This is a genomic window from Cryobacterium melibiosiphilum (assembly GCF_003602235.1).
GTDB classification, from domain to species: domain Bacteria; phylum Actinomycetota; class Actinomycetes; order Actinomycetales; family Microbacteriaceae; genus Cryobacterium; species Cryobacterium melibiosiphilum.
The window spans coordinates 18,082-40,511 of sequence record NZ_QZVS01000097.1; the positions used below are offsets into that span (position 1 = coordinate 18,082).

Genomic DNA, 22,430 nt, shown 5'->3' on the forward strand with positions numbered 1-22,430 from the left:
CAGCCCTGCGCGGCTATCACAGCTCGTCGAGCTCGCCCACGTAGAACCAGTGCCGGTTCTCCTTCACGAAACGGCTGGCCTCGTGCTGCTCATGCCGACGGCCATGCAGGCGAAAGTGCGCGGTGAACTCGACCACGCCCATCGTGTCGAGCAGCCCGCCCCGCACGGTGCGGTGCACGTCGAGGCGCACCCACTGCAGCTCACGATCCAGGTCGAGGGTCGCCGGCCGGGTCGACGGATGCCACGTGCTCAGCAGGTAGTGCGGCTCCCCCCTCGCGAACGCCGAGTACCGGGCCCGCATCAGGGTCTCAGCGGTCGGGGCTCGGAGCTCGCCGGCGTGCAGCCGACCGCAGCAGCCGCCATACGTTTCGCCACTCAGGCAGGGGCACCGCACCGGCCGTGCGGCCGCAGATTCAAGAACACTCACAGCATCCATTATCGGTCGCCGACGCGCCGAAAACACGATTGCCGTCAAGCTCGAGCAGAACACGGTCGGTTTCCGGCGCGTCGCGGCCGTCCACTAACCTCAGGGAATCGGACGACGCCGTTCCGGGGCCGCCCAACAATCGAGGCACACCATGACTGACCACTCCACGGATGCTTCCGGGCCGCACGCCCGTTCCGCGCCTCGGCCCGCCGGCTCGCCCCCGCCCGAGCACCACGCTTTCGTGGATCCCGAGATTCTCGATCCGGAGATCGACGAGGTGCCGGCGGCGGACCCGACCCTGATCGCCAGCGCGCGCGGCCTGTTCGTGCTCGGACTGCTGCTCGTGCTGATCGGCCTCAACCTGCGCACCCTGTTCTCGAGCTTCGCCGCGGTGCTCACCGAGATTCGCGCCGATACGGGCATGTCGGTACTCGTTGTGACGCTGCTGACCTCGGTGCCGGTGCTGTTGCTCGGCCTGTTCGCGCCCGTCGCTCCGCTGCTGGCTCGCCGGTTCGGTGCCGAGCGTGTGATTCTGGGTGCGATGGTGTTGCTGACGCTGGGACTGGCGACCCGAGGTCTGGGCCTGCTGCCGGCGATGCTGATCGGCACGGCGGTGAGCGGCGCGTCGATCGCGATCGTCAACGTGTTGCTGCCGGGACTCGTCAAGCGCAACTTCCACCACCGGCTCGGACTCATGAGCGGCCTCTACACGATGTCGATCTGTGCCTCGGCGGCGCTCGGGGCCGGGCTGACGCATCCGCTGTTCGATGCGACCGGATCGTGGCAGTTCGCGCTGCTGGCCTGGACGATTCCGGCCGGCGCGATGGTGCTGCTGTGGACTCCGATCGCGGTGCGGCAGAAGCACGTGCGGCGCGCGACCGTCGCCGATGGGCCGAGCGTCTGGAAATCCTCGACGGCCTGGCAGATCACCATCTTCATGGTGCTGCAGGCCATGATGTCGTTCAGCGTCTTCGCCTGGCTCGCACCGATTCTGCGCGAGCGCGGCATCGACGGCGGAACGGCCGGGCTGATCGTGTCGGTGTCGATCGTGCTGCAGATGGCCGGGTCGCTCGCCGCTCCCGCCCTGGCCGTGCGAATGCCGGACCAGCGGGTCATCAACCTCGTGCTTGCGCTCATGGCCAGCGGCGGGTTCGCCTTGAGCATTTTCGGGCCGCTCAGCATTGAGGTGGGCGGCGCTGGGTCGGGCAGCGCTGGGTCGGTGCAGCTGATCTGGGTGTGGACCGGGCTGCTCGGCCTCGGGCAGGGCGGCCTGACCGCGGTCGCTTTGACGATGATCATCCTGCGCACGCGCGACGCGCACGCTGCCGCTCACCTGTCGGGCATGATGCAGGGCGTGGGCTACGGCCTGGGGTCGTCGGGCACGCTGCTCGTCGGGCAGCTGCACGCGGTGACGGGCACCTTCACCGCGGCCGGCGTGATGTTCCTGGTGATCGGGGTGCTCGCGGCGTTCTTCGGCTACCGGGCCGGCCGCGACCGCTTCGTCGGCGAGGAGCACACGGTCGAGGAGCACACTGTCGAGGAGAACACCGTCGAGGAGCACCCGGTGCGAAAAGCGAAGCGCGCGCCCTAACCCGGTCGATTCGTCCGCTGTTCGGCGACTCTGGTCAATTCATCCGCTTTTCGTCGCGGTGCCGGCCGGCGCGCCTGCCCGAGTGTGACGACCTCGGCCAGTTCAGCGAGGCGGTGTGCCCGGCCGGCCTCGGCCGGCGTGAACGGGTCGCCGGGCCGCAGAAAGTAGAGCGGGCCGTGCCAGCTGGTCGGAATCTTGATCAACGTGCCGTCCTGGCGGATGCCCGGGGTCAGCATCCGCTCGGCGGCCTCGTCGAGGTGTTCGGCCGAGAGCAGTTCCGCGACCGTGGCGGCCAGATCGTCGGGATCATGGGCGATCCGGGTGGCCAGCGACAGGGCACGACTCTGGCCATCGGTGAGGGCCACCGCCGAGGTCGGCCAGACCCGGGTGTCCCGGCCGCCCCACGCCTCGACCTCGGCGACGAGCTCATCGTCGGTGAGGGTTCCCGGCGCGCTCAGGATGAACTCGTCGAGAACTCCGCCGCTGACCCGGTGCACGTGGATGCTCAGAATGTTCGCGTCGAGCCGGGTGAAGCCGTGCGTGATGCGCTCCAGGGTGCCGGTGCCGTCGGGCAGCACGGTGCGCACCCGCCAGAGGGCAGCGGATGCGTGCACCCGTCGGCGGCTGCGCAGCGCCGGTGCGTGCAGCCAGCGTCGCAGCAGGCGCCGCGCGGAGGGCTCAGCGACCCAGATCACGACCGCCGTCGCCGTCACGGCCAGGGTGAGCACCTTGGCCAGGTACGGCATGCTCGTGCCCACGACGAGGGCGTGCACGAGAATCTCGATCGGCAGCACCGTGAGCACATTCGCCACGGTCAGCCGGGTCTTGGAGACCTCGGGCAGTTGGCCGCACTCGTGGCAGTGCAGGTCGGCCGTGCCCGGGCGTGCCCGATCCACGGATTCTGCTCTGGTCGTCTGTGTCGCTGCGCGACGCGCTCCCCCGGGTCATGCATTCATCCTGCGTGGCCACTGTTACACCCGCGTTGCGGCCGTGTCACGGTGTCGCGACGGGGGCCTGGCACTGCGGACGACTAGGTGTCGACGGTATCCCGGCGCTGGGACGCCGCCCGGGCGGCACGGCGCTCGCGCCACCAGGCGAGGGCGCGGGTCAGGATGCGCGTGAGCCCCGCCGCGAGGCGATGTGCCGCCGGGAACTCGGTCCCAAGGGTGGCCAGGCCGACAAAGACGATGAGCCAGCCGGGTCCGGGTAGCGGAATGAGAACGATACCGACCACGACGATGACCACGCCGAGCACAGCGACCGCCGCGCGATAGAGCCAGCGCAGGTGCGGATGACGTTCAACCCGGGCCCGTGCCCGGTGCAGTGCGCGGCGGAATCCCCGCTGCGGGTCTGCGGCACGCGTGACCGACGCGTTGAGGTTCGGGGACATCCGTCTAATTTAGGCGACGAGGCTGGGAAGACGAACCAGGCTGGAAAGAACCGTGCTGGGAAGAACCGTGGATCGGGTACAAAAAAGCCCCGACCGAAGTCGGGGCTTAGTTGATGATCTGTCGTGCATATTTCTTGGGTGTGGATCCAAGGGGATTCGAACCCCTGACCCCCTGCATGCCATGCAGGTGCGCTACCGGGCTGCGCCATGGACCCAAACTTGTTTCGAATCTCTCCGAAACAACTTGTTTAGACTACTACATTTTCTACGAAAAGCGAATTCGAGCCAATCCGAAGGATTAGTCCTGAACTCCGTGAACCGGAAGCTCGATCGGGATGACCGGGCAATCCTTCCACAAGCGCTCGAGACCGTAGTACTCGCGCTCTTCCTCGTGGAAAACGTGCACCACCAAGTCCCCAAAGTCTATCAGAACCCAGCGGCCCGCCGTGCGCCCCTCGCGACGCAGCGGCTTGTGGCCGGCCTCGATGAGCTTGTCCTCGATTTCACCGGCGATGGCGATCACGTTGCGCTCGGAGCGTCCCGTGACCATGAAGAAGATGTCGGCCAGCGGAAGCGGGTTCGACACGTCCAGGGCGACGAGGTTTTCGCCACCCTTGTCGTCAGCGGCGAGAACGGCCACCTGGAGGAGCTCGTGTGCGTGGGGCGTAGCGGTCATAAAGTTAAATCCTTGAGTCTTGAAGAGCGAAACGAGTGAAGTCGAACGTGGCAGCCGCGAGCGGATGCCGGAAAGTAGTGGTTGCCTAGAAAATATTGAGCAGGTAGCCGCCGACGAACAACGCCAGCACCCCGAGCGCGAGCACCGCAGCCGTGATGGCCAGCACCGCCGGAAGCGAAGGCATACGCCGCTTGGGAGCCGCCATCACATTGCGTGTGGAGGCGTGAGTGCTCACGGCACGACTGGCGCTGACCGGTGCAGCAGCACCCGGGGCGCCGTCGTCGTCGAACTGGTCGAGCATGTGGTCCATCTCCGACGAGTCGAAGTGGTTGGGCAGCTGCCCCGTCGACCCCAGGCTGCGGGGAAGATCAAACGAACCGGTGATCAGAATCTCACCGGAATCGGTGAGCGGTCCTGACGTGGACCCCTGGTTGGGAATGGAGGGAAGAATCAGGGCGTTCGTCGTCGTCGGGATTCCGCCGGCACCGAGGCCGCGGGCCATGAGCTGGTCGAAGGGTTCGAGTCGCCCGTCGCTCGGCAGGTCGTCGTCGTCACGGTCGACGGACCAGTGCCCGACGGGCGGGTGCAGGCCGGGGAGGCGGCTGGCGTCGAAGGGCGCTGGCGTCGGGCTGGCCTCCCGCGTTGCCGCGGCACGGCCGTGACTGGCCGGCACCGGCGGGATCGGCACGCTGTCATCGACTGCGACGGGCGTGGGAGGACGCACCGGCGACGGCCGCAGAGCGGAGGGGCGCGTCATCGGCGGACGCACGGGCGTCGCGGCCTGAACAATGGGAGTCTGAACAACGGGAGTCTGAACAACGGGAGCCTGAACAACGGGAGTCCGAACAATGGGAGCGGGCGTGGCCGCCGGAATCGGCTCCGGAGCGGAGGCCGGGCTCGGTGGCGCCTCCTCGGTGTCAGCGCCGGAGTGCGCGGCGGCATCGCGTGCGCGCGCTTCCCGGCGCGTGTAGGTGCGTTCCGTTGTGACCGGCGCTTCTGCCGCGCTGGGCAGCGTCGCCGCAGCAGGCTTCGCGGGGGCAGGTTTCGCGGGGGTGACGGGCGGGGCGGCAGCAGGCTGTGCTGCAGCAGGAGACGGAACGACCGCGTCGGGCTTTTTCGCCGCCGCAGCGTCAAGGCTGCGTGCGCGGCGCGCGGCCTTGGCCGATTTCGGGGCAGCGGGGGCGGCATCCGCTGCCGTCTTCGTCGCTTCGGGCGTGCCGGTGTCAGCGGGATGACGGCCGTGGTGGTCGGTCGACGCCTTCGCCTGACTGTCGGCCAGCTCGCGAGCTTGGCGTCGTGTCAGTGGCTGCGGGTCATTGCCCAACGTCATGCCACACTCCGATACAGGTGATGCTTTGAGATGTACTGGACAACCCCGTCGGGGACCAGATACCAGACCGGGAAGCCCCGGTTCACACGTGCCCGGCAGTCAGTGGACGAAATGGCCAGAGCCGGAACCTCCAGCAAGCTTACGTCTTGGTTGGGTAAACCCGAAACGCTCAACTCATGACCCGGACGACTCACAGCGACGAAATGCGCGAGTTCCCACAGTTCCTGCACGTCTTTCCAGCCGAGGATCTGGGTGATGGCGTCGGCACCGGTGATGAAGAACAGCTCGGCGGTGGGGCGCTCGGCGTGCAGGTCGCGCAGGGTGTCGATCGTGTAGGTCGGTCCGGTGCGGCTAATGTCGACCCGACTGACGGTGAACCGCGGGTTCGACGCGGTCGCGATGACCGTCATCAGGTAGCGGTGCTCCCCCTGGGTCACGCCGTGCTTCTGCCACGGCTGACCGGTCGGCACGAAGATGACCTCGTCGAGGTCGAAACTCTGAGCGACCTCGCTCGCAGCCACCAGGTGACCGTGGTGGATGGGGTCGAAGGTGCCGCCCATCACGCCGATTCGCGGGCGACGGGTCGTCAGTGAGGTCACCACGCCGTAGTGGGCAGGGAGAGGTCAAGCGAGCAGGGGTTCAGCATGGGGTGCCGAGCAACGAGAGGCTCAGTGCCCGCCCGCCGCGCCGCCGCCATGTGCCTTGGCGTAGGCCTCGGCCTTGGCGCTGTGGCGGTTCGCGACGTCGCGGTAGCTCCACAGCACGCCGGCCAGGGCCACGAACAGCACGAGCGCGACCGCCGGGTAGGTCAGCAGCGGCAGGGGCAGCTCAACGACAGTGTGCTCGGCTTCGGCCAGCAGGCTGGTCACAAACGCAGCGGTCACAAACGACATGGGATCTCCTTCAGACAAAAATTATGAGGCATAAGCCGTCAAGCCCATCCTAGTGGCGGCTACGCGCGCACCTGTCCCGAGCCGCGCACAACCCACTTGGTGCTCGTGAGCTCGGGCAGCCCCATCGGGCCACGGGCGTGGAGCTTCTGCGTCGAGATGCCCACCTCGGCACCGAAGCCGAATTCGCCGCCATCGGTGAAGCGGGTCGAGGTGTTCACCATGACGGATGCCGAATCCACCTCGTTCAGAAAACGCTCAGCGTTCGACAGGTCGTTGGTGATGATGGATTCGGTGTGACCGGTCGAATACCGACGGATGTGCGCGATCGCCTCGTCGAGGGAATCCACGATCTTCACCGAGATGTCGAGGCTCATATATTCGGTGGACCAGTCTTCCTCGGTTGCGGGAACCGCCGCCGGGTAGAGGGCGCGGGCGCGGGCATCCGCGTGGATGGTGACACCCGATGCGGTGAGCTTGTCGAGCACGGCCGGTAGCAGGCGCGCGGCCGCGTGGCGGTGCACGAGCAGGGTTTCGAGGGCGTTGCAGACGCTCGGGCGGTGGGTCTTGGAGTTGTGCACGATGTCGATCGCCCACTGCTCGGGTGCGCTCTCGTCGAGGTAGACGTGCACGACGCCGGCGCCGGTTTCGATGACGGGCACCGTGGACTCGGTCACGACGGTGTTGATGAGGTTCGCGCTGCCGCGCGGAATCAGCACGTCGACGTAGCCACGGGACTTCATGAGCTCGGTGGCTCCGGCACGACCGAAGGGATCGATGGTCTGCACGCTTTCCGCGGGCAGGCCGGCGCTTTCGATCGCGGCCTGTACGACGGCGACGAGTACCCGGTTGGTGTTCTCGGCGGCCGATCCGCCGCGGAGCACGGCAGCGTTGCCACTCTTCAGGGCGATCGCGGCGATGTCCACGGTCACGTTCGGGCGGGCCTCGTAGATCACGCCGACGACGCCGAACGGCACCCGCACCTGGCTGATCTTGATGCCGTTGGGCAGGCTGCTGCCGCGCACGACCGTGCCGATCGGGTCGGTGAGGCCGATGATGGCCTCGACGGCGTCGGCGAGGTCGGCGACGCGCGGCGCGTCGAGGGTGAGTCGGTCGAGCAGGCCGGCGGAGATGCCCTTCGCGACGCCGGTAGCGAGGTCGATCTCATTCGCGGCGATAATCTCGGCGGAGTTCGTGCGGAGCCCGGCGGCGATGGCGGCCAGGGCCTGGTTCTTCACTTCGGTCGGAGCGGAAGCGAGTTTCAGTGAGGCACGGCGGGCGGCCTCGAGAGTCGGTGTGAGCGGTGCGATTTCGGTCAGCGGCTGCAACATGCACCCGAGTTTACACGGCCCCCCTTCAGGGACGCTGGCGGCCCCAGGCTGTGGGAGACGGCTCGAACCAGGTTCCGACGTGGTCGCCGCGCAGCGCCTCGGCCACGAGGCCGGTCGAGGTCACGAGCACGGCGGTGCCCGCGGCGGCCGCGATGCGGGCCGCGGTCACCTTGGTGCTCGCTCCCCCAGTGCCCACGCCCGAGGGGCCGGCGGCGGAGAAGACCATGCCGGGCAGCGGATCACCGGCATCGACGTGCACGATGCGCTCGGCACCGGGCAGGTGCGGGGGCTTGGTGTAGAGGGCGTCCACGTCGCTGAGCAGCACGAGCAGGTCTGCCTGAATCAGCGTGGCCACGAGTGCGGCGAGCCGGTCGTTGTCGCCGAAACGGATTTCGTGGGTCGCAACGGTGTCATTCTCGTTGACGATCGGCATGATCCGCAGGCCGAGCAGGCGCTCCATGGCCCGCTGCGCGTTGCCGCGGTGTGCGGAATTCTCCAGGTCGTGCGCGGTGAGCAGAACCTGGCCGGCGACGATGTCGTAGCGGTCGAGGCTGTCCTGGTACCGAAAGACAAGCAGGTTCTGGCCGACGGATGCCGCGGCCTGTTGCGTCGCCAGGTCGGTCGGTCGGGTCTGCAGGTTGAGGTACGGCATGCCGATGGCGATGGCGCCTGAGGACACCAGCACAACCTCGGCGCCGCGGAGGTGCGTCTCCGCGAGGGCATCAACGAGCGCGGCGATCTGGCCGGCATTCTCGCCGGAGATCGACGACGACCCGACCTTGACCACGATGCGCGCAGCGCCGGAGATTTGGTCGCGCATCAGGCCGCCCACGGTGCGCCCCCGCCCGTGGGCACACCCGAGCCGTGCAGGATGAATCCGAATCGCTGAGCCCGCCCGCTCGAACGCGTGCCGCGACTGCGGCACGTGTCGACCGAACGGTTAGAGCAGCGCACGCCTGACTGCGGTCGGGGTGGGCTCGAACCAGGTGCCCACGTGCTCGCCGCGAATGGCTTCGGCGGCGAGGTCGGTGCTCGTGACGAGCACCGCGGTGCCGGCCGCCGTCGCGAGACGCGCGGCGACGACCTTGGTGCTCGCTCCCCCGGTGCCGACCCCGGTCGCTCCGCTCGAGCTGAACTCGAAGCTGTCGAGCGGGTCGTCGTGGGCGATGAAATCGAGCTTCACCGCTCCCGGCAGGTGCGGCGGCTTGGAGTACAGCGCATCGACGTCACTCAGCATGATCAGCAGGTCGGCGTCGATGAGGGTCGACGCGAGAGCGGCGAGCCGGTCATTACTGCCGAAGCGCAGGCCGTAGACGGCCACGGTGTCGTTCTCGTTGACGACCGGCAGAATGCGCAGGTCGAGCAGCCGGTTGAGGGCGCGCCGGGTGTTGCTGCGGTGCGGTTCCTTGAGAATGTCGCCCTCAGTCAGCAGCACGGTGCCCGCGGCGATGCCGTAGCGGTCGAGGCTGTCCTGGTAACGGAAGATGAGCACGTTCTGGCCCACCGCCGCAGCGGCCTGCTGGGTGGCCACGTCGACGGGGCGCTCGTCGAGGTTCAGGAACGGCATCCCGGTCGCAACGGCGCCGGAGGAGATCAGCACCACCTCGGTGCCGCGACCGTAGGCCTCGGCGAGGGCGTCGACCAACGGGGTGATCTGGTCGGCGTTGTCACCACTGATCGAAGACGAGCCGACTTTAACGACGATCCGTTTGGCGATGGCCACGTTTTCGCGCAGTAAACCGGGCATTACTTGTCCTCCGTTGTGGCGTCGACCGTCTCTGCGGCCTCGGTGTCAGCTTCCGCTTCCGCTTCCGCTTCCGGCGTGCTCTCCGCGTCGACAGACTCGGGGACGTCGGTGACGCCGTCAGGCGTGTCCGCGGCATCCGTCGCCCCCAAGCGCACGTCTTCGTTCTGCTCTTCTTCGCCGGTCTGCCACATGCCCGCTTCGCGCTCACGGATGAGCTCGGCACGTGCGGACGCCTTGGCATCCATGCGGCCGAAGTACTCGGTGCGGCGTTCGTTGCTGGTGCGGCGCTTGGGCTCATCGAGGCGGGCATCCGTTCCACGCGGAGCGGTGATGAGCTCCGCCGTGGAGGTGAGCGTGGGCTCCCAGTCGAAGACCACGCCGTGGCCCGGTCCGATGATGACGGTCGAGCCGCTGATGGCGCCGGCCTTGTAGAGCTCGTTCTCGATGCCGAGCTTGGCGAGACGGTCGGCCAGGAAGCCCACGGCTTCGTCGTTGGTGAAGTCGGTCTGCTGGATCCAGCGTTCCGGCTTGGTGCCCAGGATGCGGTAGATGTTGCCGAACGAGCCGCCCTCGACGCGCACGGTGAAACCGCCGTCGTCGATCGGGCGGGGGCGGATGACGATGCGCGGCTTCTTCGCTTCGGCTGCGGCCGTTTCGACGCGGCCGGCGGCGACAACCTCGGCGAGGGCGTAGTTGAGGCCCTTGAGCCCCTCGTGGGTCACCGTGGAGATTTCGAAGACGCGGTAGCCGCGGGCTTCGAGGTCGGCGCGCACGAAGTTCGCCAGGTCACGGCCTTCAGGAACGTCGATCTTGTTCAGGGCGACGAGCTGGGCGCGCTCCAGGAGCGGCTTCTGGCCTTCGGGCACCGGGTAGGCGCCGAGTTCGCCGAGGATCACGTCGAGGTCGCTGAGCGGGTCGCGGCCGGGTTCGAGGGTGGCGCAGTCGAGCACGTGCAGCAGGGCGGTGCAGCGTTCGACGTGGCGGAGGAACTCGAGGCCGAGGCCCTTGCCCTCGCTCGCGCCCTCGATCAGGCCGGGAACGTCGGCGACGGTGTAGCGCGTCTCACCGGCGTCGACGACACCGAGGTTCGGGTGCAGGGTCGTGAAGGGGTAGTCGGCGATCTTCGGCTTGGCCGCGGACATCGCCGCGATCAGGCTGGATTTACCGGCCGAGGGGTAGCCGACGAGGGCGACGTCGGCGACAGTCTTGAGCTCGAGGTAGACATCGCCCTCGAAGCCGAGGGTGCCGAGCAGCGCGAAGCCGGGGGCCTTGCGCTTGGTGGAGGACAGCGCGGCGTTGCCGAGCCCGCCCTGGCCACCCGGGGCCACGACGAGGCGCAGGCCGTGCTCGTCCATGTCGAGGAGCTCGTTGCCCTCCATGTCCTTGACGACGGTGCCGATCGGAACGAGGAGTTCGCGAATGTCGGCGTTGCCGCCGTTGCGATGGTCACCCATTCCGGGGCCGCCGTTTTCGGAGCTGCGGTGGGGTGAACGGTGGTAACCGAGCAGCGTCGTGGTGCTCTGGTCGGCGACGAGAACGAGGTCGCCGCCGTCACCGCCGTTGCCGCCGTCGGGGCCGGCGAGAGGCTTGAACTTCTCCCGCTTTACCGAGACACAGCCGTTGCCTCCGTTACCCGCTCGCAAGTGCAGCGTCACGTGGTCAACAAACGTGGCCATTGGTGGCCCCTTTCAGGTGGCGAAAAACTTTCTGCAGAAACACGGAGAAACACGTAAGGGCGGACCGAAGCCCGCCCTCACGTTCGTACAAAAGTGGATGCCTACGCGGCAGCCACCACAATGTTGATGACCTTGCGGCCACCCTTTGCTCCGAATTCAACCGAACCCGGGGCGAGAGCGAAGAGGGTGTCGTCGCCGCCACGTCCGACGTTCACGCCGGGGTGGAAGTGAGTGCCGCGCTGGCGAACGATGATCTCGCCCGCACCGACAACCTGGCCGCCGAAGCGCTTGACACCGAGACGCTGTGCATTGGAGTCGCGGCCGTTACGGCTGGAACTCGCACCTTTTTTATGAGCCATCTGTTCTTCTCCTAGGCCTAGACGATGCCGGTGATCTGAACGCGAGTGAGCTCCTGGCGGTGCCCCTGACGCTTCTTGTAACCGGTCTTGTTCTTGAACTTCTGGATGACGATCTTCGGGCCGCGAAGGTTGTTCAAAACCTCTGCGGTGACCTTGACCTTGGCCAGCGAGGCCGCGTCGGAGGTGATCTTGTCGCCGTCGACGAGGAGCACAGCGGCCAGCTCGACGATGCTATCCTTGTCGGCTTTGATTCGGTCCATCGTTACGATGGTGCCGACCTCTACCTTCTCCTGCCGCCCACCGGCGCGCACAACTGCGTAAACCACTTTACGTACCAATCTCTGGGAGGCCGCGAGGCCTCGATTTTATGGAAGTCACTGTTCTATGTGAGTTCCTGCGTGGAACGGGCCGGAAGGCACATAACAATCAGAAAATCGTTGAATCAGAAAACCGTTGGCGTAATCTCGCGGACTTTAAGCCCAACGCACACCAAGGGTCGACTTTACCTGAACAACCCCGCCCGGTCAAACTGGGGCGCGGTGAGTCGTGATCGGGAGCGAATTACACTCTCACCATGACCATACTCATCGATCAGCCTAGCTGGCCCGCGCACGGAACCGTGTGGGGACACGTCGTGAGTGACGAATCTTTGTCGGAACTGCACGCCTTCGCCGCCGCTGCGGGCCTGCCCGGGCGCAGCTTCGATCGGGACCACTACGACGTGCCGCAGGACCGTTACGCCGAGCTGGTGGCCGCAGGAGCCCTGCCGGTGACATACCGGCAGCTCGTCACCCGCCTGGTGGGTAGTGGCCTGCGGATCACCGCCCGGGAGCGGCGCGGACGCTAGACATCACCCGGCTCTGCAGGTCGACTCACCAGGTTGCGACGCTCGCGAGCTCACGCTCAACCAGCGGTTCAACCAGCGGATTCGGTCTACCAGGTCGCAGCGAAGCCGACGACGCTGCGGGTGATCTGGCCGGTCGCGATGTTCACGAACAGTGTCGTAGCATCCGTCGCCTGCGCCTCAAAGGGGTAGCCGTCGCTTTCAGCGGTGTCGCGGTTGGGCTCGATCTGCACGGCCAGGTACTGGTCGTTGGGCGAGACGCTGAAAGCCACGATCGATTCCGCTCCCGAAGTGGGGGCGTAGACGACACGCTCCTCGCCGCCCGGCTGTTCTCCGCCACTGACGAGGGTCAGGCTCTGCCGCACCTGCCCGGTGTCCGGATCGAACTCGGCGAGGCGCTGCACGAAGCCGTCTCCCCCGGCGAGAAACTGCAGGCCGGCGGTGTACCGGGTGGTGCCGACGACGCTTTCGGCAGCGAGGGCGTCTTCGGTGCCCTGGGAGAGGTCGAGCACAAACTGCGCGTTCGCGGTGGAGACGGCGATGCGCAGGCCGTCGGGGGCGAAGGCCGTGAGCGCGGAGAACTGGCCGAGCGGGATCGGTTCGGGCAGCTGGCCGTCGGCCTCGATCGATTCGACCAGCGGATCGATGAGGAGCACGGTGGTGTCGTACAGCTGGGCGACGAGTTCTGCCCGGCCGGGCATGAACCCCCAGTCGATGGCCTGCACCGGTTCGGCGTCGAGGCCGAGCACCGGGTCGGCGACGCCGGTGGCGAGGTCGAACAGAAAGAGGCTGTTCTCGTAGACGGGGCCGGAGGCATCCGTCGTGCTGGTGAATCTGAAGCCGAGCAGCGACTCCCCCGGCGCGGCCTCGAGGTCCTGAACGCCGCCGCCGCCGGGCAGCGTCAGAGCGGATGCGACCCCCTCGCTGTCCACGCGGGTGAGGGTGCTGCTGAGGTCGGCGTTCAGGGTCACGACGGCCAGTTCGGCGCCGATCGGCACGAACTCCTGAATATACGGTGCCTCGAACACCGGTTCGGTCTCGTTCGAGCCGATCAGCGTGCGCAGGATGCGATCGGGCTGCTTGGCGGCGCCCGTGGCAGCATCGGGGGCAGCCCCGCGGCTCAGGTAGAAGAGGGCTGGTTCCTCGGTCGCGAACGCGACCTCGAAGTCGGAGGACTGCCCGGTCGCCGACCCAGTGGCCCCGGTAACGGTCACGGTGTAGTCGGTGTTGTAGGCGAGCGGCTGCGGGAACGAGATGATGATCGAATCCGTGCTGGTGTCCACGCTGATCGGCACCGCCGGCAGCAGCGTGACCTGCTCCGCCGTCACGGCGTCGAGCTGCTGGTTGGTTTCGAGCACCAGGCGTTGGTTCGCGCTCGCGACGACTCCCGCCGGGTCGACGTCGAAGCCGAGCAGGCGAGGACCGTTGAGCAGGTTCACGGCCACGAGCCCGGCGCAGACCAGCGTCAACACGGTGACGATCGACCAGAGCGCGAGCCGGAAGCCGCGCGCGGAACCGGGAGTGGGGGCATCCGTCAGCGCGGTCGGCACCGGCTCGGCGTGCGCAGACGGGTGGTCAGGAGACAGGTGGTCAGTAGACCGGTGGTCAGTAGACATAGGGGTCATCGGGCTGGTCGACCTCGAGGATTTCGACGGGATCGATCGCGAGTGGCTCGGTCACGCGGGCGCTGGGGTTGATCGCGAGACGGCCGGTCACCTGCACCCACTGGTCGGGCTCATAGGTCGACTGCCAGTCCGGCAGGTACACGGGCACGCCGATCGGTGTCGCGTCGACGGCGCAGCAGGTGACCACGAATCGGGCCACGTAGAAGACGTTCTCGGGGTCGTTCGCGTCGGGGCTGACGAAGCCGGTGATCTGGGCGGTCTTGTCGGCGTAGAAGTGCGGGTCGGACGACTGTTTGAGCAGCGACACCCACTCCTTGACCGTCAGGGATTCGAAGTCGCCGGTGCCGATGAGGGCGGCGGCTTCGTCGGCATCGGCCTCCGCGGCGACACCGCCCGAGTTCATCTCCCGCTGGGACGCAGTCGCGCTGGTCAGGGTAGTCGGCGGGACGACGATGGTGGCGACGCCGATCACGGCGAGCAGCACCACCCCGACGACGGTGAGCCCGGCCTCGGCGCGGCCGGTCTTCGGGGTCTCGAACTTTTCCCGCAGGCCGAAGCCGGCGATCACCAGGCCGAGCCCGATCACGGCCATGACCAGGGTGAACCCGAAGTAGCGCGGATGAATGTAGAGGCCGAGCTGCCCGCTGAGCCCCAGCCAGATCGTCGCCACGACGGCGACGAGGCAGAGCATCACGCCCTGCCAGCGGGTAGCGAAATAGCCGAAGCTGAAACGAGGGCCGGCCGAGCGAGTTCGAGGGCGGAGCTTAGGCAATGTAATTCACCAGCAATCCGATCGCGGCACTCATGAGCCCCACGATCGTTGTGATCTGGATGAGCGTCCTGGTCGTGAAGGTCGTGCGCATGAGGGCGAGCATCTTGACGTCGACCATGGCTCCGAAAACGAGGAACGCGACGATACCGCCGGGCATGAACGTGCTGCCGAAGGACAGCACGAAGAAGGCGTCCACGTTCGAGCAAACGGCCACGATGAAGGCCAGCCCCATCATCGCCAGGACGGACCAGACCGGGTTGGCCCCGAGAGCGAGCAGAACCGAGCGCGGCACGAAGACCTGCGTGATCGCGGCGATGAAGGAGCCGATGAAGAGCGCGGGCATGATGACGGATGTCTCGCGCACGAAGATCTCGGTCGTGCGGTTGAGTCGACTGTGGGCGTGGTCGTGGCCGCCGACCGGGCGCTCGCAGGCCGCCGCGAACGCGGGGGTGAGCAGGCTCTGCGGGTCGGGATGGCGGCTGTACAGCCAGCCGACGAGGTTGGCGATGAGAAACCCACCGGCGAGGCGGCCGATCAGGATTCCGCTGTCCCAGCCGAAGGCCTGGTGGGTGGTGATGATGGTGATCGGGTTGAGGATCGGCGCGGCGAGCAGAAAGGTGATCGACTCGGGCACGGTGAAGCCGCCGACCATGAAGCCGCGGGCCAGCGGCACGTTGCCGCACTCGCAGACCGGGAAGAACATGCCGAGCAGGGAGATGCACATACGGCGAAGCGCCGGGTTTCGGGGCAGGTAGCGCACGAGCAGGCCGTGCGGCAGCCAGACCTGAACGACCGAGGAGAGCAGGATTCCGAGCAGCACGAACGGGACCGACTCGATGATGACGCTGAGGGCGAGCGTGAGGGTGTCCTGCACCCGGTCAGGCAGGGCCCAGGGGCTGCCCTCCTGGCCCCAGCCTGAGAGTGCTGGCGAAATGGCCCGCACCGCGAAGACGAGGGCGACGACGGCGAGGCCGATCCAGACCCCGGTCGGCACGCGGCGAAGCGGCGACCGCGGGTTCAGCATCCTCGGCCCGTCGTCGGGAACGGGCTCGACCGGCCGGCGGCGTCAGCAACGCCCGGCACGGTGACCGTGCCGGGCGTTCCCCGGTGCATCCTGATAGGTGCTCGTTAGCTCTGCGCGTCGCGGGACGGGAAGACGATCGGCTGCGCCGTGGCCGTCGATCCGCCGGCGGTCGTCACGCGGCGGCTGCGGGCACGTCCCTGGCCGGGCTGCTTGGGCTCGGGCAGGGCGTCGAGCACCGAATCGAGCAGCTGGTCGGTCAGCTGCTTGCTGACCGGACGGCGGGTGCGCTGCGACTTCTTGACCGGGATGTCGAGAATCGCCATCTGCTCGACCGGTTCGGCGTGCTGGCTGGGCGCGACCTCGGGTGCGTGCTGACGTTCCGGAACGTCCTGGCTCGACGCGCGGCGGGATGGCGCCTGCTTCACCGGCGCCTCTGTGGCCACCGGTTCCGGTGCCCGCTCAACGGATGCCGCGGCCACGTCGACGCTGGAACCGTCGCCCTGGTTGCGGTCGTCCTGGTTGCGGTCGGCGTTGCCGCGCCGGTTACGGCCCCGGTCGGAGCCGCGTGCGCGATCGCCGCGAGAACGACCGGAGCGAGCCGGGGCATCCGTCGCCGTGTCGGTCTCAGCGGTCGCGGTCTCGAACGTCTCGGTCGTCACGGTCTCGGTCGTCACGGTCTCGGCGGTGTCGGGCGCGGTGTCGGAGGCCGTCGGCAATTCGATGACGGTCTCGATGACCGCGATGCTCTCGGTGATCGGGCGAACGATGGTGCGGGCGGCGATCAGCGCGAGGGCGTTCTTGGCGTCCTCGGTGATTCCGTGGGTGCCGCCGTTGGTCTTGGCCGTGTCGGAGTGTGCGCCGTTGTTCGCGACATCGTTGCCGTTGCCGCGCCCGTTGCCGTTGCCGTTGCCGTTGCCGTTGCCGTTGCCGTTGCCGTTGCCGTTGCCCGAGTTGTTGCTGCCGTTGTTGTTCGTGTTTCCGCTCTTGGTACGCGGGCGGCGTTCCATCGGCGGCTGGGCGGTCTGGCGGTGTGCGACGGCGGGGTCGTGGTGGATGACGATTCCGCGACCGGCGCAGGCCTCACAGTTTTCGCTGAAGGACTCCAGCAGGCCCAGGCCCAGCTTCTTGCGGGTCATCTGCACGAGGCCGAGCGAGGTGACCTCGGCGACCTGGTGCTTGGTGCGGTCGCGGCTGAGGCATTCGATGAGGCGGCGCAGCACGAGGTCGCGGTTGGTCTCGAGCACCATGTCGATGAAGTCGACGACGATGATGCCGCCGATGTCGCGCAGGCGCAGCTGGCGCACGATCTCGTCGGCCGCTTCGAGGTTGTTCTTCGTGACGGTCTCTTCGAGGTTTCCGCCCGAACCGACGAACTTGCCGGTGTTGACGTCGACGACGGTCATCGCCTCGGTGCGGTCGATGACGAGCGAACCGCCCGAGGGCAGCCAGACCTTGCGGTCGAGGGCCTTTTCGATCTGCTCGGTGATGCGGTATTCGTCGAAGGCGTCCTGCTCGCTGACGTGGTTCTGCACGCGCTCGACGAGGTCGGGCGCGATCTGGCCGAGGTAGGTTTCGATGGTCTGGCGAGACTCATCTCCCGAGACGACCATCTTCTGGAAGTCCTCGTTGAAGACGTCGCGCACGATCTTGATCAGCAGGTCGGGCTCGCTGTGCAGCTGCGCGGGTGCCGTGACGGTCTCGACCTGGCGGGCGATGTCGGCCCACTGCGCGGTCAGCCGGTTCACGTCGAGGGTGAGCTGCTCGTCGGTCGCGCCCTCGGCGGCGGTGCGCACGATGACGCCCACGTTCTCGGGCAGGACCTCCTTGAGGATCTTCTTCAGGCGGGCCCGCTCGGTGTCGGGAAGCTTGCGGCTGATGCCGTTCATCGAACCGTTGGGCACGTAGACGAGGTAGCGGCCGGGCAGCGAGACCTGGCTGGTGAGGCGGGCACCCTTGTGGCCGATCGGGTCCTTGGTGACCTGCACGAGCACCTTGTCACCGGGCTTCAGGGCCAGTTCGATGCGACGGGCGGTGTTGCCGTTCGAGGAGTTCTCGGCGGCGGCATCCCAGTCGACCTCACCGGAGTACAGCACGGCGTTGCGGCCGCGGCCGATGTCCACGAAGGCGGCTTCCATGCTCGGCAGCACGTTCTGCACGCGGCCGAGGTAGACGTTGCCGATGAGGGAGGCGTCTTGGTTCTTGGCGACGTAGTGCTCCACGAGCACGCCGTCTTCGAGCACGCCGATCTGGATCTTGTTCTGCGCAGCGCGCACGACCATGACGCGGTCGACGGATTCACGGCGGGCGAGAAACTCGGCCTCGGTGATGACCGGGCGACGACGTCCGGCGTCGCGGCCGTCGCGACGACGCTGCTTCTTCGCTTCGAGGCGGGTGGAGCCCTTGATGCGCTGCGGTTCGGTGATCAGTTCCGGTTCGCGCGGGGTGCGCACCTTGACGACGGTGTTCGCGGGGTCGTCCTGGCCGGCGCGGCCCTCGTCGCCGCTGCGGCGACGAGCCCGGCGACGGATGGTCGGGGTCGACTCTTCCTCGTCGTCATCGTCGTCACGGTCAAGGCCGTCCATCTCGGAGCTGTCCCGACGAGGCGCCGCCCGCGGAGGCAGCGAACTGATGTCGGGCGCCTGGAACAGGAGCGAGGTGGAGGTTCGGCGCACGGGCGCGACGGGAGCGGGGGCATCCGTCTCGTAGGGCATGACCTCTTCGATCTGCACCCGCTGCTCGCTCGGCGTGTCGGACGAGCTGGGGGTTTCAGAAGATTGGGGGGTATCGATCGGTGCGCTCACGGTGGCAGCGTTCCCTTCGGAGGCGCCCGTAGACGCCAGGTCATGCGTGGGGTCGATGGCGCGCGCGGAGGCGCCGTCAACCTCCGCGGGGGTGGCGACGGGTGCCGTCGCTGGCGCCCGTCGCGTGTTCTTGCGAGAACCGAACAGGCTCTTGCGTTTTTTGATTTCGTTGTCTTCCACCATTACTGGTGTGCTCCTTGACCGGATCAGGCGACCGCGCCACCCAACCGGTTACTCTCTCGTGCGAGGGAAAAACTTGCGCAAATCCAACGCGAATTTTTTACTACTGCAACCGGCTCTGGGCTCTGGCTGCACGGTGCTGATGATCTTGGCTCTTGGTCGTGGGACCAAAAAAATCTGGGCGTCTGCTGCCCATAAGTTTTTCTGCGTCTGCTTGAGCGCGGCTCAACGACAGCTTTGATTATCGCATGCAATCGCCGAAGCGCGTGCCCTGCGGTCTGACATAATCCGAGTGTGACCGATACCACCCGCTATACCCGCCCCACCGGACTCGCCATTTTTCTCATCGTTGCCGGGGTGATCGGCTTCGCGGCTGCGTTCGCCCTGACCATCGACAAGTTCCTGATGCTGGAAAATCCCGCGGCGCAGTTGTCGTGCAACTTCAGCATCCTGGTCTCCTGCAGTACGAACCTGGCGTCCTGGCAGGGTGCAATCTTCGGGTTTCCGAACCCGGTGATCGGGCTCGCCGCCTGGAGCGTCGTGATCACCATCGGCATGGCGATCCTCGCCGGAGCGCGTTTCGCGACGTGGTTCTGGGTCGGCCTGAACGTGGGGCTCCTCGGCGCGATCACCTTCGTGGTCTGGCTGATCTACCAGAGCATCTTCGTGCTCGACGTGCTGTGCCCCTGGTGCATGGTCACCTGGTCGGTGACCATTCCGAGCTTTCTCGCGGTGACGCTCTACAACCTCAAGACCGGCAATATTCCGGCGCCGGACGCGGTGCGCCGGGTCGCGGGCGTGGGCTATTCCTGGCTGTTCGTGCTGACGATCGCCTGCTACATCATCTTCGCGATCGTCGCGCAGGTGAACATGGACGTGCTCAGCCGCATCTAGCCCTGGATCCACCCCGCGCGGCGACGGGAGGACGAATTGCGCCTCCGTCGTCGTAGGGAGGTCGATGTGGCGGGTTTTGACGCCCGGTCCTCCGCTCGCGACGGCCTAGCCGGCGGGCGTCGCCGTCCCGGCGGCGTCGCACTCGGCGCTCAACGCCGTGAGGGCATCGACGGGCAGTTGGTCCCCGGCTTCGGCGATGTCTTTCAGCGGAGCGACGAACTCCGCTGGCACCCCGGCGGCCTCGGCGCCCACGAGCAGGCCGGCCAGCGTCTGCTGGTCCTGCTCACTGATCTGGCCGTCGGCCGCGACCCTGCAGACTTCCTGCTGCACGGCATCCGCTGCCGCCGCGGCGGCCTGGGAGGCGGCGTCACTCGCAGCCTCGGTGGCGGCATCCTGAACTTGGCTGCAGCCGACCAGCAGGAACAGGAACGGGACGGCGACGAGGGCAATGAGACGACGATTCATGAGCATTAGCTTAGGCGGGCGAGCGTGGCTCACGCCCAGGGACTGCGCATCAGCCGGCCCACCCCGACCACGAGCACGGCCAGCAAGAAGGCCAGGCCCACGCCGACGAGCGGAAATCCGGGGGCTCCGACGGAGAGCAGCACGAGCCCGGTGAAGATGATGGCAACAGACACGCCCATGAACACCATGAGGCCTTCGCCGTCGCGATAGAGCCGTTGTGCATTGGCTTCGGTCACCGGTACGGGGTAGTTGAACATGCGCGGCCAGGTGGAGAGGAAGGCGAGCAGCGCCTGCACGAGCAGCCACACGCCCAACAGGGGCCAGACACTGGATCGGGGCCCCCAGGCATCCGCCTGACCGGACGCACCGAAGTGGGTGGGAATCTGCTCCGGGAGGCCGCCGTAGACGGCAGCGACGATCACCGTGGCGATTGCCGCCGCGGCGAGGCCCGACCAGCGCAGCCGCCGGACCAGGCCGGACGTGTGGAAGTTCGCGGGCGGGCGGGAAGCGAAGGTCATCCCCATCAGCGTGAGATCTCGTTCGCCAGGGCGCCGCCGGTGATGCGGGCATCGTCACGGTTCGCGAGCGTCGCCGTGACGACGGCGGCGATCGCGGCAGTCATGCTGGCAATCGGGAGCGACGGCCGTTCGGTGCCGGCCGCCTGCTCGGCGCTGTACGGAACGTGCACGAATCCCCCGCGCATGCCGGGGGCGAGCTGGTGCATCAGCAGGTAGAAGACGTGGTTGCAGGTGTAGGTGCCCGCGGTCTGCGAGACGACCGCAGGAATGCCCAGGGCTGAGATCGCCGCGACGGATGCCTTGATCGGCAGGGTGCTGAAATGGCCGGCGGGTGCACCAGCGACGATGGCCTCGTCGATGGGCTGCAATCCCGTGTTGTCGGGGATCCGAGCATCGTCGACGTTGATCGCGATGCGCTCGACACGAATCTCGGCGGCGCCTCCGGCCTGGCCGACGCAGATGACGATGTCGGGGTTCGTGTCGCTGATCGCGGCGGCAAGGGCCTGGCCGACCAGGGCGAAACTAACGGGGAGTTCCCGGGCGTGCACCACGGCGTCGCCGGTCCAGCCTGCCTGAACCGCCTGCACGGTCGTCCACGAGGGGTTGCTGCTCTCGCCGTCGAAGGGCTCGAAGCCGGTGAGCAGAACGGTCGGACGGGTGCTGGGCATGGCGCTCCTTGCGTGGGTCTGCCTCCACGCTACGCGACTGCCTACCCGCGAACGGATGCCCCGCCTGCGAACGGATGGCCCCGCAGCGGCTGACGGCGACCCGCCGCGAGGTGGATGGCTGACTCACGGGGCATATTTTGGTATCTCGCTCACGAGAAGCCAAAAATGGCCCCTTGGGCTCAGAGCCTGGGGTGGCGACGGTCAGGATCGGGGGCCCGGGCATCCGTCGGCGGGGACTGCAGGGGTCCGCTCGGTGTGCCGAGGATCAGGGCTCAGGAATCGTGGCGATCGCCTCGATCTCGACGAGGGCGCCCTCGCGTGCGGGGGTGATGGCCAGCACGGTCACGGCGGTGCGGCGGTTGCCCCAGACGGATGCCGTGGCGCCGTACGCGGCGCTCGGATCGACTCCGGCGGCGAGGTAGATGGTGAGCTTGGCGACGTATTCGGGGCCGGTGCCGGCCGCGGCCAGCACGGCGAGCACGTTACGCAGGGCCTGTTCGGTCTGGGCGCCGAGCCCGTCGAGCAGGGCGCCCGCCCGGTCGGTGCCGTTCTGCCCGCCGACGTAGAGCGTGCGCCCGGCGCCGGCGATCATGCCCTGGGCGAAGGCGGGCTGTGGAAGAGTTCGGGTGGATCGATCGCAATCGGTTGAGCAGTCATGGTGGTCCATTCTGTCGGGTGGCGCTCTCTCGGATGGCGCAGGGTATCGGCAGCATACGCATCGGGCGCGACCGGGAGAACAACAGCGGCGACGAAAACCGAGGTTTTCGTCGCCGCTGTTTCGAGCAGATGTGGTCTAGTCGAACCAGAGCGCGAGCTCGCGCGCGGCGGACTCGGGCGAGTCGGAGCCGTGCACGAGGTTCTGCTGCACGGCGACGCCCCAGTCGCGGCCGAGGTCGCCGCGGATGGTTCCGGGGGCCGCCTTGGACGGGTCGGTCGTGCCGGCGAGGGATCGGAAGCCCTCGATGACGCGGTTGCCGGCGACGCGGAACGCGACGATGGGGCCGCTCTCCATGAACTCGACGAGCGGGCCGAAGAACGGTTTGCCCTCGTGCTCGGCGTAGTGCTGGGTGAGCAAGGTGCGATCGGCCTGCACGAGCTTGACGTCGACCAGGGAGTATCCCTTGGCCTCGATGCGGCGCAGAATTTCGCCGGTCAGGTTGCGGGCGACGCCGTCGGGCTTGACGAGGACGAGGGTCTCTTCAACGGTGGTGCTCATGGGTTC

At 67.5% G+C, this 22,430-nt stretch carries 25 protein-coding genes and 1 tRNA gene; 3 read left to right on the forward strand and 23 right to left on the reverse strand.

Going from position 1 to position 22,430, the window contains the following annotated elements:
- Positions 1 to 16: 16 nt before the first annotated feature.
- Positions 17 to 436, reverse strand: a complete 420-nt coding sequence (locus tag D6T64_RS20570) for a YchJ family protein (protein ID WP_119976561.1) — start codon at positions 434 to 436, stop codon at positions 17 to 19.
- 142 nt (positions 437 to 578) lie between these two features.
- Between D6T64_RS20570 and D6T64_RS20575 the strand changes: the two genes are divergently transcribed.
- Complete coding sequence (locus D6T64_RS20575; RefSeq protein ID WP_119976562.1) at positions 579 to 2,018, forward strand: CynX/NimT family MFS transporter; 1,440 nt, start codon at positions 579 to 581, stop codon at positions 2,016 to 2,018.
- Here the strand turns inward: D6T64_RS20575 and D6T64_RS20580 are convergent.
- From D6T64_RS20580 to rplU, 13 genes are all read right to left on the reverse strand, one after another.
- Positions 2,015 to 2,914: an ACT domain-containing protein gene (locus tag D6T64_RS20580; protein ID WP_233551473.1), complete on the reverse strand. Its 900-nt coding sequence runs from the start codon at positions 2,912 to 2,914 to the stop codon at positions 2,015 to 2,017. The two genes, D6T64_RS20575 and D6T64_RS20580, sit on opposite strands and share 4 nt — an antisense overlap.
- A 134-nt stretch (positions 2,915 to 3,048) precedes the next feature.
- The gene (locus D6T64_RS20585; protein ID WP_119976563.1) at positions 3,049 to 3,408 is read right to left on the reverse strand and encodes a TIGR02611 family protein; all 360 of its coding nucleotides are present in this window, start codon (positions 3,406 to 3,408) and stop codon (positions 3,049 to 3,051) included.
- A 141-nt stretch (positions 3,409 to 3,549) separates the two neighbouring features.
- A tRNA-Ala gene (locus tag D6T64_RS20590) sits at positions 3,550 to 3,623 on the reverse strand.
- 83 nt (positions 3,624 to 3,706) lie between these two features.
- A complete protein-coding gene (gene rsfS / locus D6T64_RS20595; protein WP_119976564.1) occupies positions 3,707 to 4,084 on the reverse strand; it encodes a ribosome silencing factor in 378 nt (125 codons plus the stop codon).
- An 85-nt stretch (positions 4,085 to 4,169) separates the two neighbouring features.
- Positions 4,170 to 5,414, reverse strand: coding sequence for a hypothetical protein (locus D6T64_RS22745; RefSeq protein WP_158594930.1), 1,245 nt, complete (start codon positions 5,412 to 5,414; stop codon positions 4,170 to 4,172).
- Positions 5,411 to 6,013 carry a nicotinate-nucleotide adenylyltransferase gene (gene nadD / locus D6T64_RS20610; RefSeq protein WP_199719249.1) on the reverse strand — a complete coding sequence of 201 codons (603 nt, stop codon included), beginning with the start codon at positions 6,011 to 6,013 and terminating at the stop codon, positions 5,411 to 5,413. The genes D6T64_RS22745 and nadD overlap by 4 nt, the downstream gene beginning before the upstream one ends.
- 69 nt (positions 6,014 to 6,082) lie before the next feature.
- The gene (locus D6T64_RS20615) at positions 6,083 to 6,307 is read right to left on the reverse strand and encodes a hypothetical protein (protein ID WP_199719250.1); all 225 of its coding nucleotides are present in this window, start codon (positions 6,305 to 6,307) and stop codon (positions 6,083 to 6,085) included.
- Positions 6,308 to 6,366: 59 nt separating this feature from the next.
- The gene (locus tag D6T64_RS20620; RefSeq protein ID WP_119976568.1) at positions 6,367 to 7,635 is read right to left on the reverse strand and encodes a glutamate-5-semialdehyde dehydrogenase; all 1,269 of its coding nucleotides are present in this window, start codon (positions 7,633 to 7,635) and stop codon (positions 6,367 to 6,369) included.
- A 25-nt stretch (positions 7,636 to 7,660) separates the two neighbouring features.
- Positions 7,661 to 8,455: a glutamate 5-kinase gene (proB, locus tag D6T64_RS20625; RefSeq protein ID WP_119976813.1), complete on the reverse strand. Its 795-nt coding sequence runs from the start codon at positions 8,453 to 8,455 to the stop codon at positions 7,661 to 7,663.
- Between the two features lie 120 nt (positions 8,456 to 8,575).
- Positions 8,576 to 9,382: a glutamate 5-kinase gene (gene proB / locus D6T64_RS20630; protein ID WP_119976569.1), complete on the reverse strand. Its 807-nt coding sequence runs from the start codon at positions 9,380 to 9,382 to the stop codon at positions 8,576 to 8,578.
- Positions 9,382 to 11,058: a GTPase ObgE gene (gene obgE, locus D6T64_RS20635; RefSeq protein WP_119976570.1), complete on the reverse strand. Its 1,677-nt coding sequence runs from the start codon at positions 11,056 to 11,058 to the stop codon at positions 9,382 to 9,384. The genes proB (D6T64_RS20630) and obgE overlap by 1 nt, the downstream gene beginning before the upstream one ends.
- A 101-nt stretch (positions 11,059 to 11,159) precedes the next feature.
- A complete protein-coding gene (rpmA, locus tag D6T64_RS20640) occupies positions 11,160 to 11,417 on the reverse strand; it encodes a 50S ribosomal protein L27 (RefSeq protein ID WP_119976571.1) in 258 nt (85 codons plus the stop codon).
- A gap of 17 nt (positions 11,418 to 11,434) precedes the next feature.
- Entirely contained in the window at positions 11,435 to 11,743 is a 309-nt protein-coding gene (gene rplU, locus D6T64_RS20645; protein WP_119976572.1) for a 50S ribosomal protein L21, read from the reverse strand.
- Positions 11,744 to 11,991: 248 nt separating this feature from the next.
- Between rplU and D6T64_RS20650 the strand changes: the two genes are divergently transcribed.
- Positions 11,992 to 12,264, forward strand: a complete 273-nt coding sequence (locus D6T64_RS20650; RefSeq protein WP_119976573.1) for a DUF4031 domain-containing protein — start codon at positions 11,992 to 11,994, stop codon at positions 12,262 to 12,264.
- A gap of 86 nt (positions 12,265 to 12,350) precedes the next feature.
- Here the strand turns inward: D6T64_RS20650 and D6T64_RS20655 are convergent, their stop codons facing one another.
- From D6T64_RS20655 to D6T64_RS20670, 4 genes are all read right to left on the reverse strand, one after another.
- Positions 12,351 to 13,877: an Ig-like domain-containing protein gene (locus D6T64_RS20655; RefSeq protein WP_147364633.1), complete on the reverse strand. Its 1,527-nt coding sequence runs from the start codon at positions 13,875 to 13,877 to the stop codon at positions 12,351 to 12,353.
- Positions 13,867 to 14,658, reverse strand: coding sequence for a TIGR03943 family putative permease subunit (locus tag D6T64_RS20660; RefSeq protein ID WP_233551474.1), 792 nt, complete (start codon positions 14,656 to 14,658; stop codon positions 13,867 to 13,869). Before D6T64_RS20660 ends, D6T64_RS20655 begins: the two co-directional genes overlap by 11 nt.
- Entirely contained in the window at positions 14,651 to 15,682 is a 1,032-nt protein-coding gene (locus D6T64_RS20665) for a permease (protein ID WP_119976576.1), read from the reverse strand. Before D6T64_RS20665 ends, D6T64_RS20660 begins: the two co-directional genes overlap by 8 nt.
- A gap of 104 nt (positions 15,683 to 15,786) precedes the next feature.
- Positions 15,787 to 18,666, reverse strand: coding sequence for an Rne/Rng family ribonuclease (locus D6T64_RS20670; protein ID WP_119976577.1), 2,880 nt, complete (start codon positions 18,664 to 18,666; stop codon positions 15,787 to 15,789).
- Between the two features lie 291 nt (positions 18,667 to 18,957).
- Between D6T64_RS20670 and D6T64_RS20675 the strand changes: the two genes are divergently transcribed.
- A complete protein-coding gene (locus tag D6T64_RS20675) occupies positions 18,958 to 19,557 on the forward strand; it encodes a vitamin K epoxide reductase family protein (protein ID WP_119976578.1) in 600 nt (199 codons plus the stop codon).
- 105 nt (positions 19,558 to 19,662) lie between these two features.
- Here the strand turns inward: D6T64_RS20675 and D6T64_RS20680 are convergent, their stop codons facing one another.
- From D6T64_RS20680 to ndk, 5 genes are all read right to left on the reverse strand, one after another.
- Positions 19,663 to 20,022: a hypothetical protein gene (locus D6T64_RS20680; RefSeq protein WP_119976814.1), complete on the reverse strand. Its 360-nt coding sequence runs from the start codon at positions 20,020 to 20,022 to the stop codon at positions 19,663 to 19,665.
- 29 nt (positions 20,023 to 20,051) lie between these two features.
- Entirely contained in the window at positions 20,052 to 20,540 is a 489-nt protein-coding gene (locus D6T64_RS20685; protein ID WP_158594931.1) for a DUF1648 domain-containing protein, read from the reverse strand.
- Positions 20,541 to 20,545: 5 nt separating this feature from the next.
- Complete coding sequence (pcp, locus tag D6T64_RS20690; protein WP_119976580.1) at positions 20,546 to 21,208, reverse strand: pyroglutamyl-peptidase I; 663 nt, start codon at positions 21,206 to 21,208, stop codon at positions 20,546 to 20,548.
- 265 nt (positions 21,209 to 21,473) lie between these two features.
- On the reverse strand, positions 21,474 to 21,800 hold the full coding sequence (locus tag D6T64_RS20695) for a RidA family protein (RefSeq protein ID WP_119976581.1): 327 nt from the start codon (positions 21,798 to 21,800) through the stop codon (positions 21,474 to 21,476).
- A gap of 201 nt (positions 21,801 to 22,001) precedes the next feature.
- Positions 22,002 to 22,424: a nucleoside-diphosphate kinase gene (gene ndk / locus D6T64_RS20700; RefSeq protein WP_119976582.1), complete on the reverse strand. Its 423-nt coding sequence runs from the start codon at positions 22,422 to 22,424 to the stop codon at positions 22,002 to 22,004.
- Between the last annotated feature and the right edge of the window lie 6 nt (positions 22,425 to 22,430).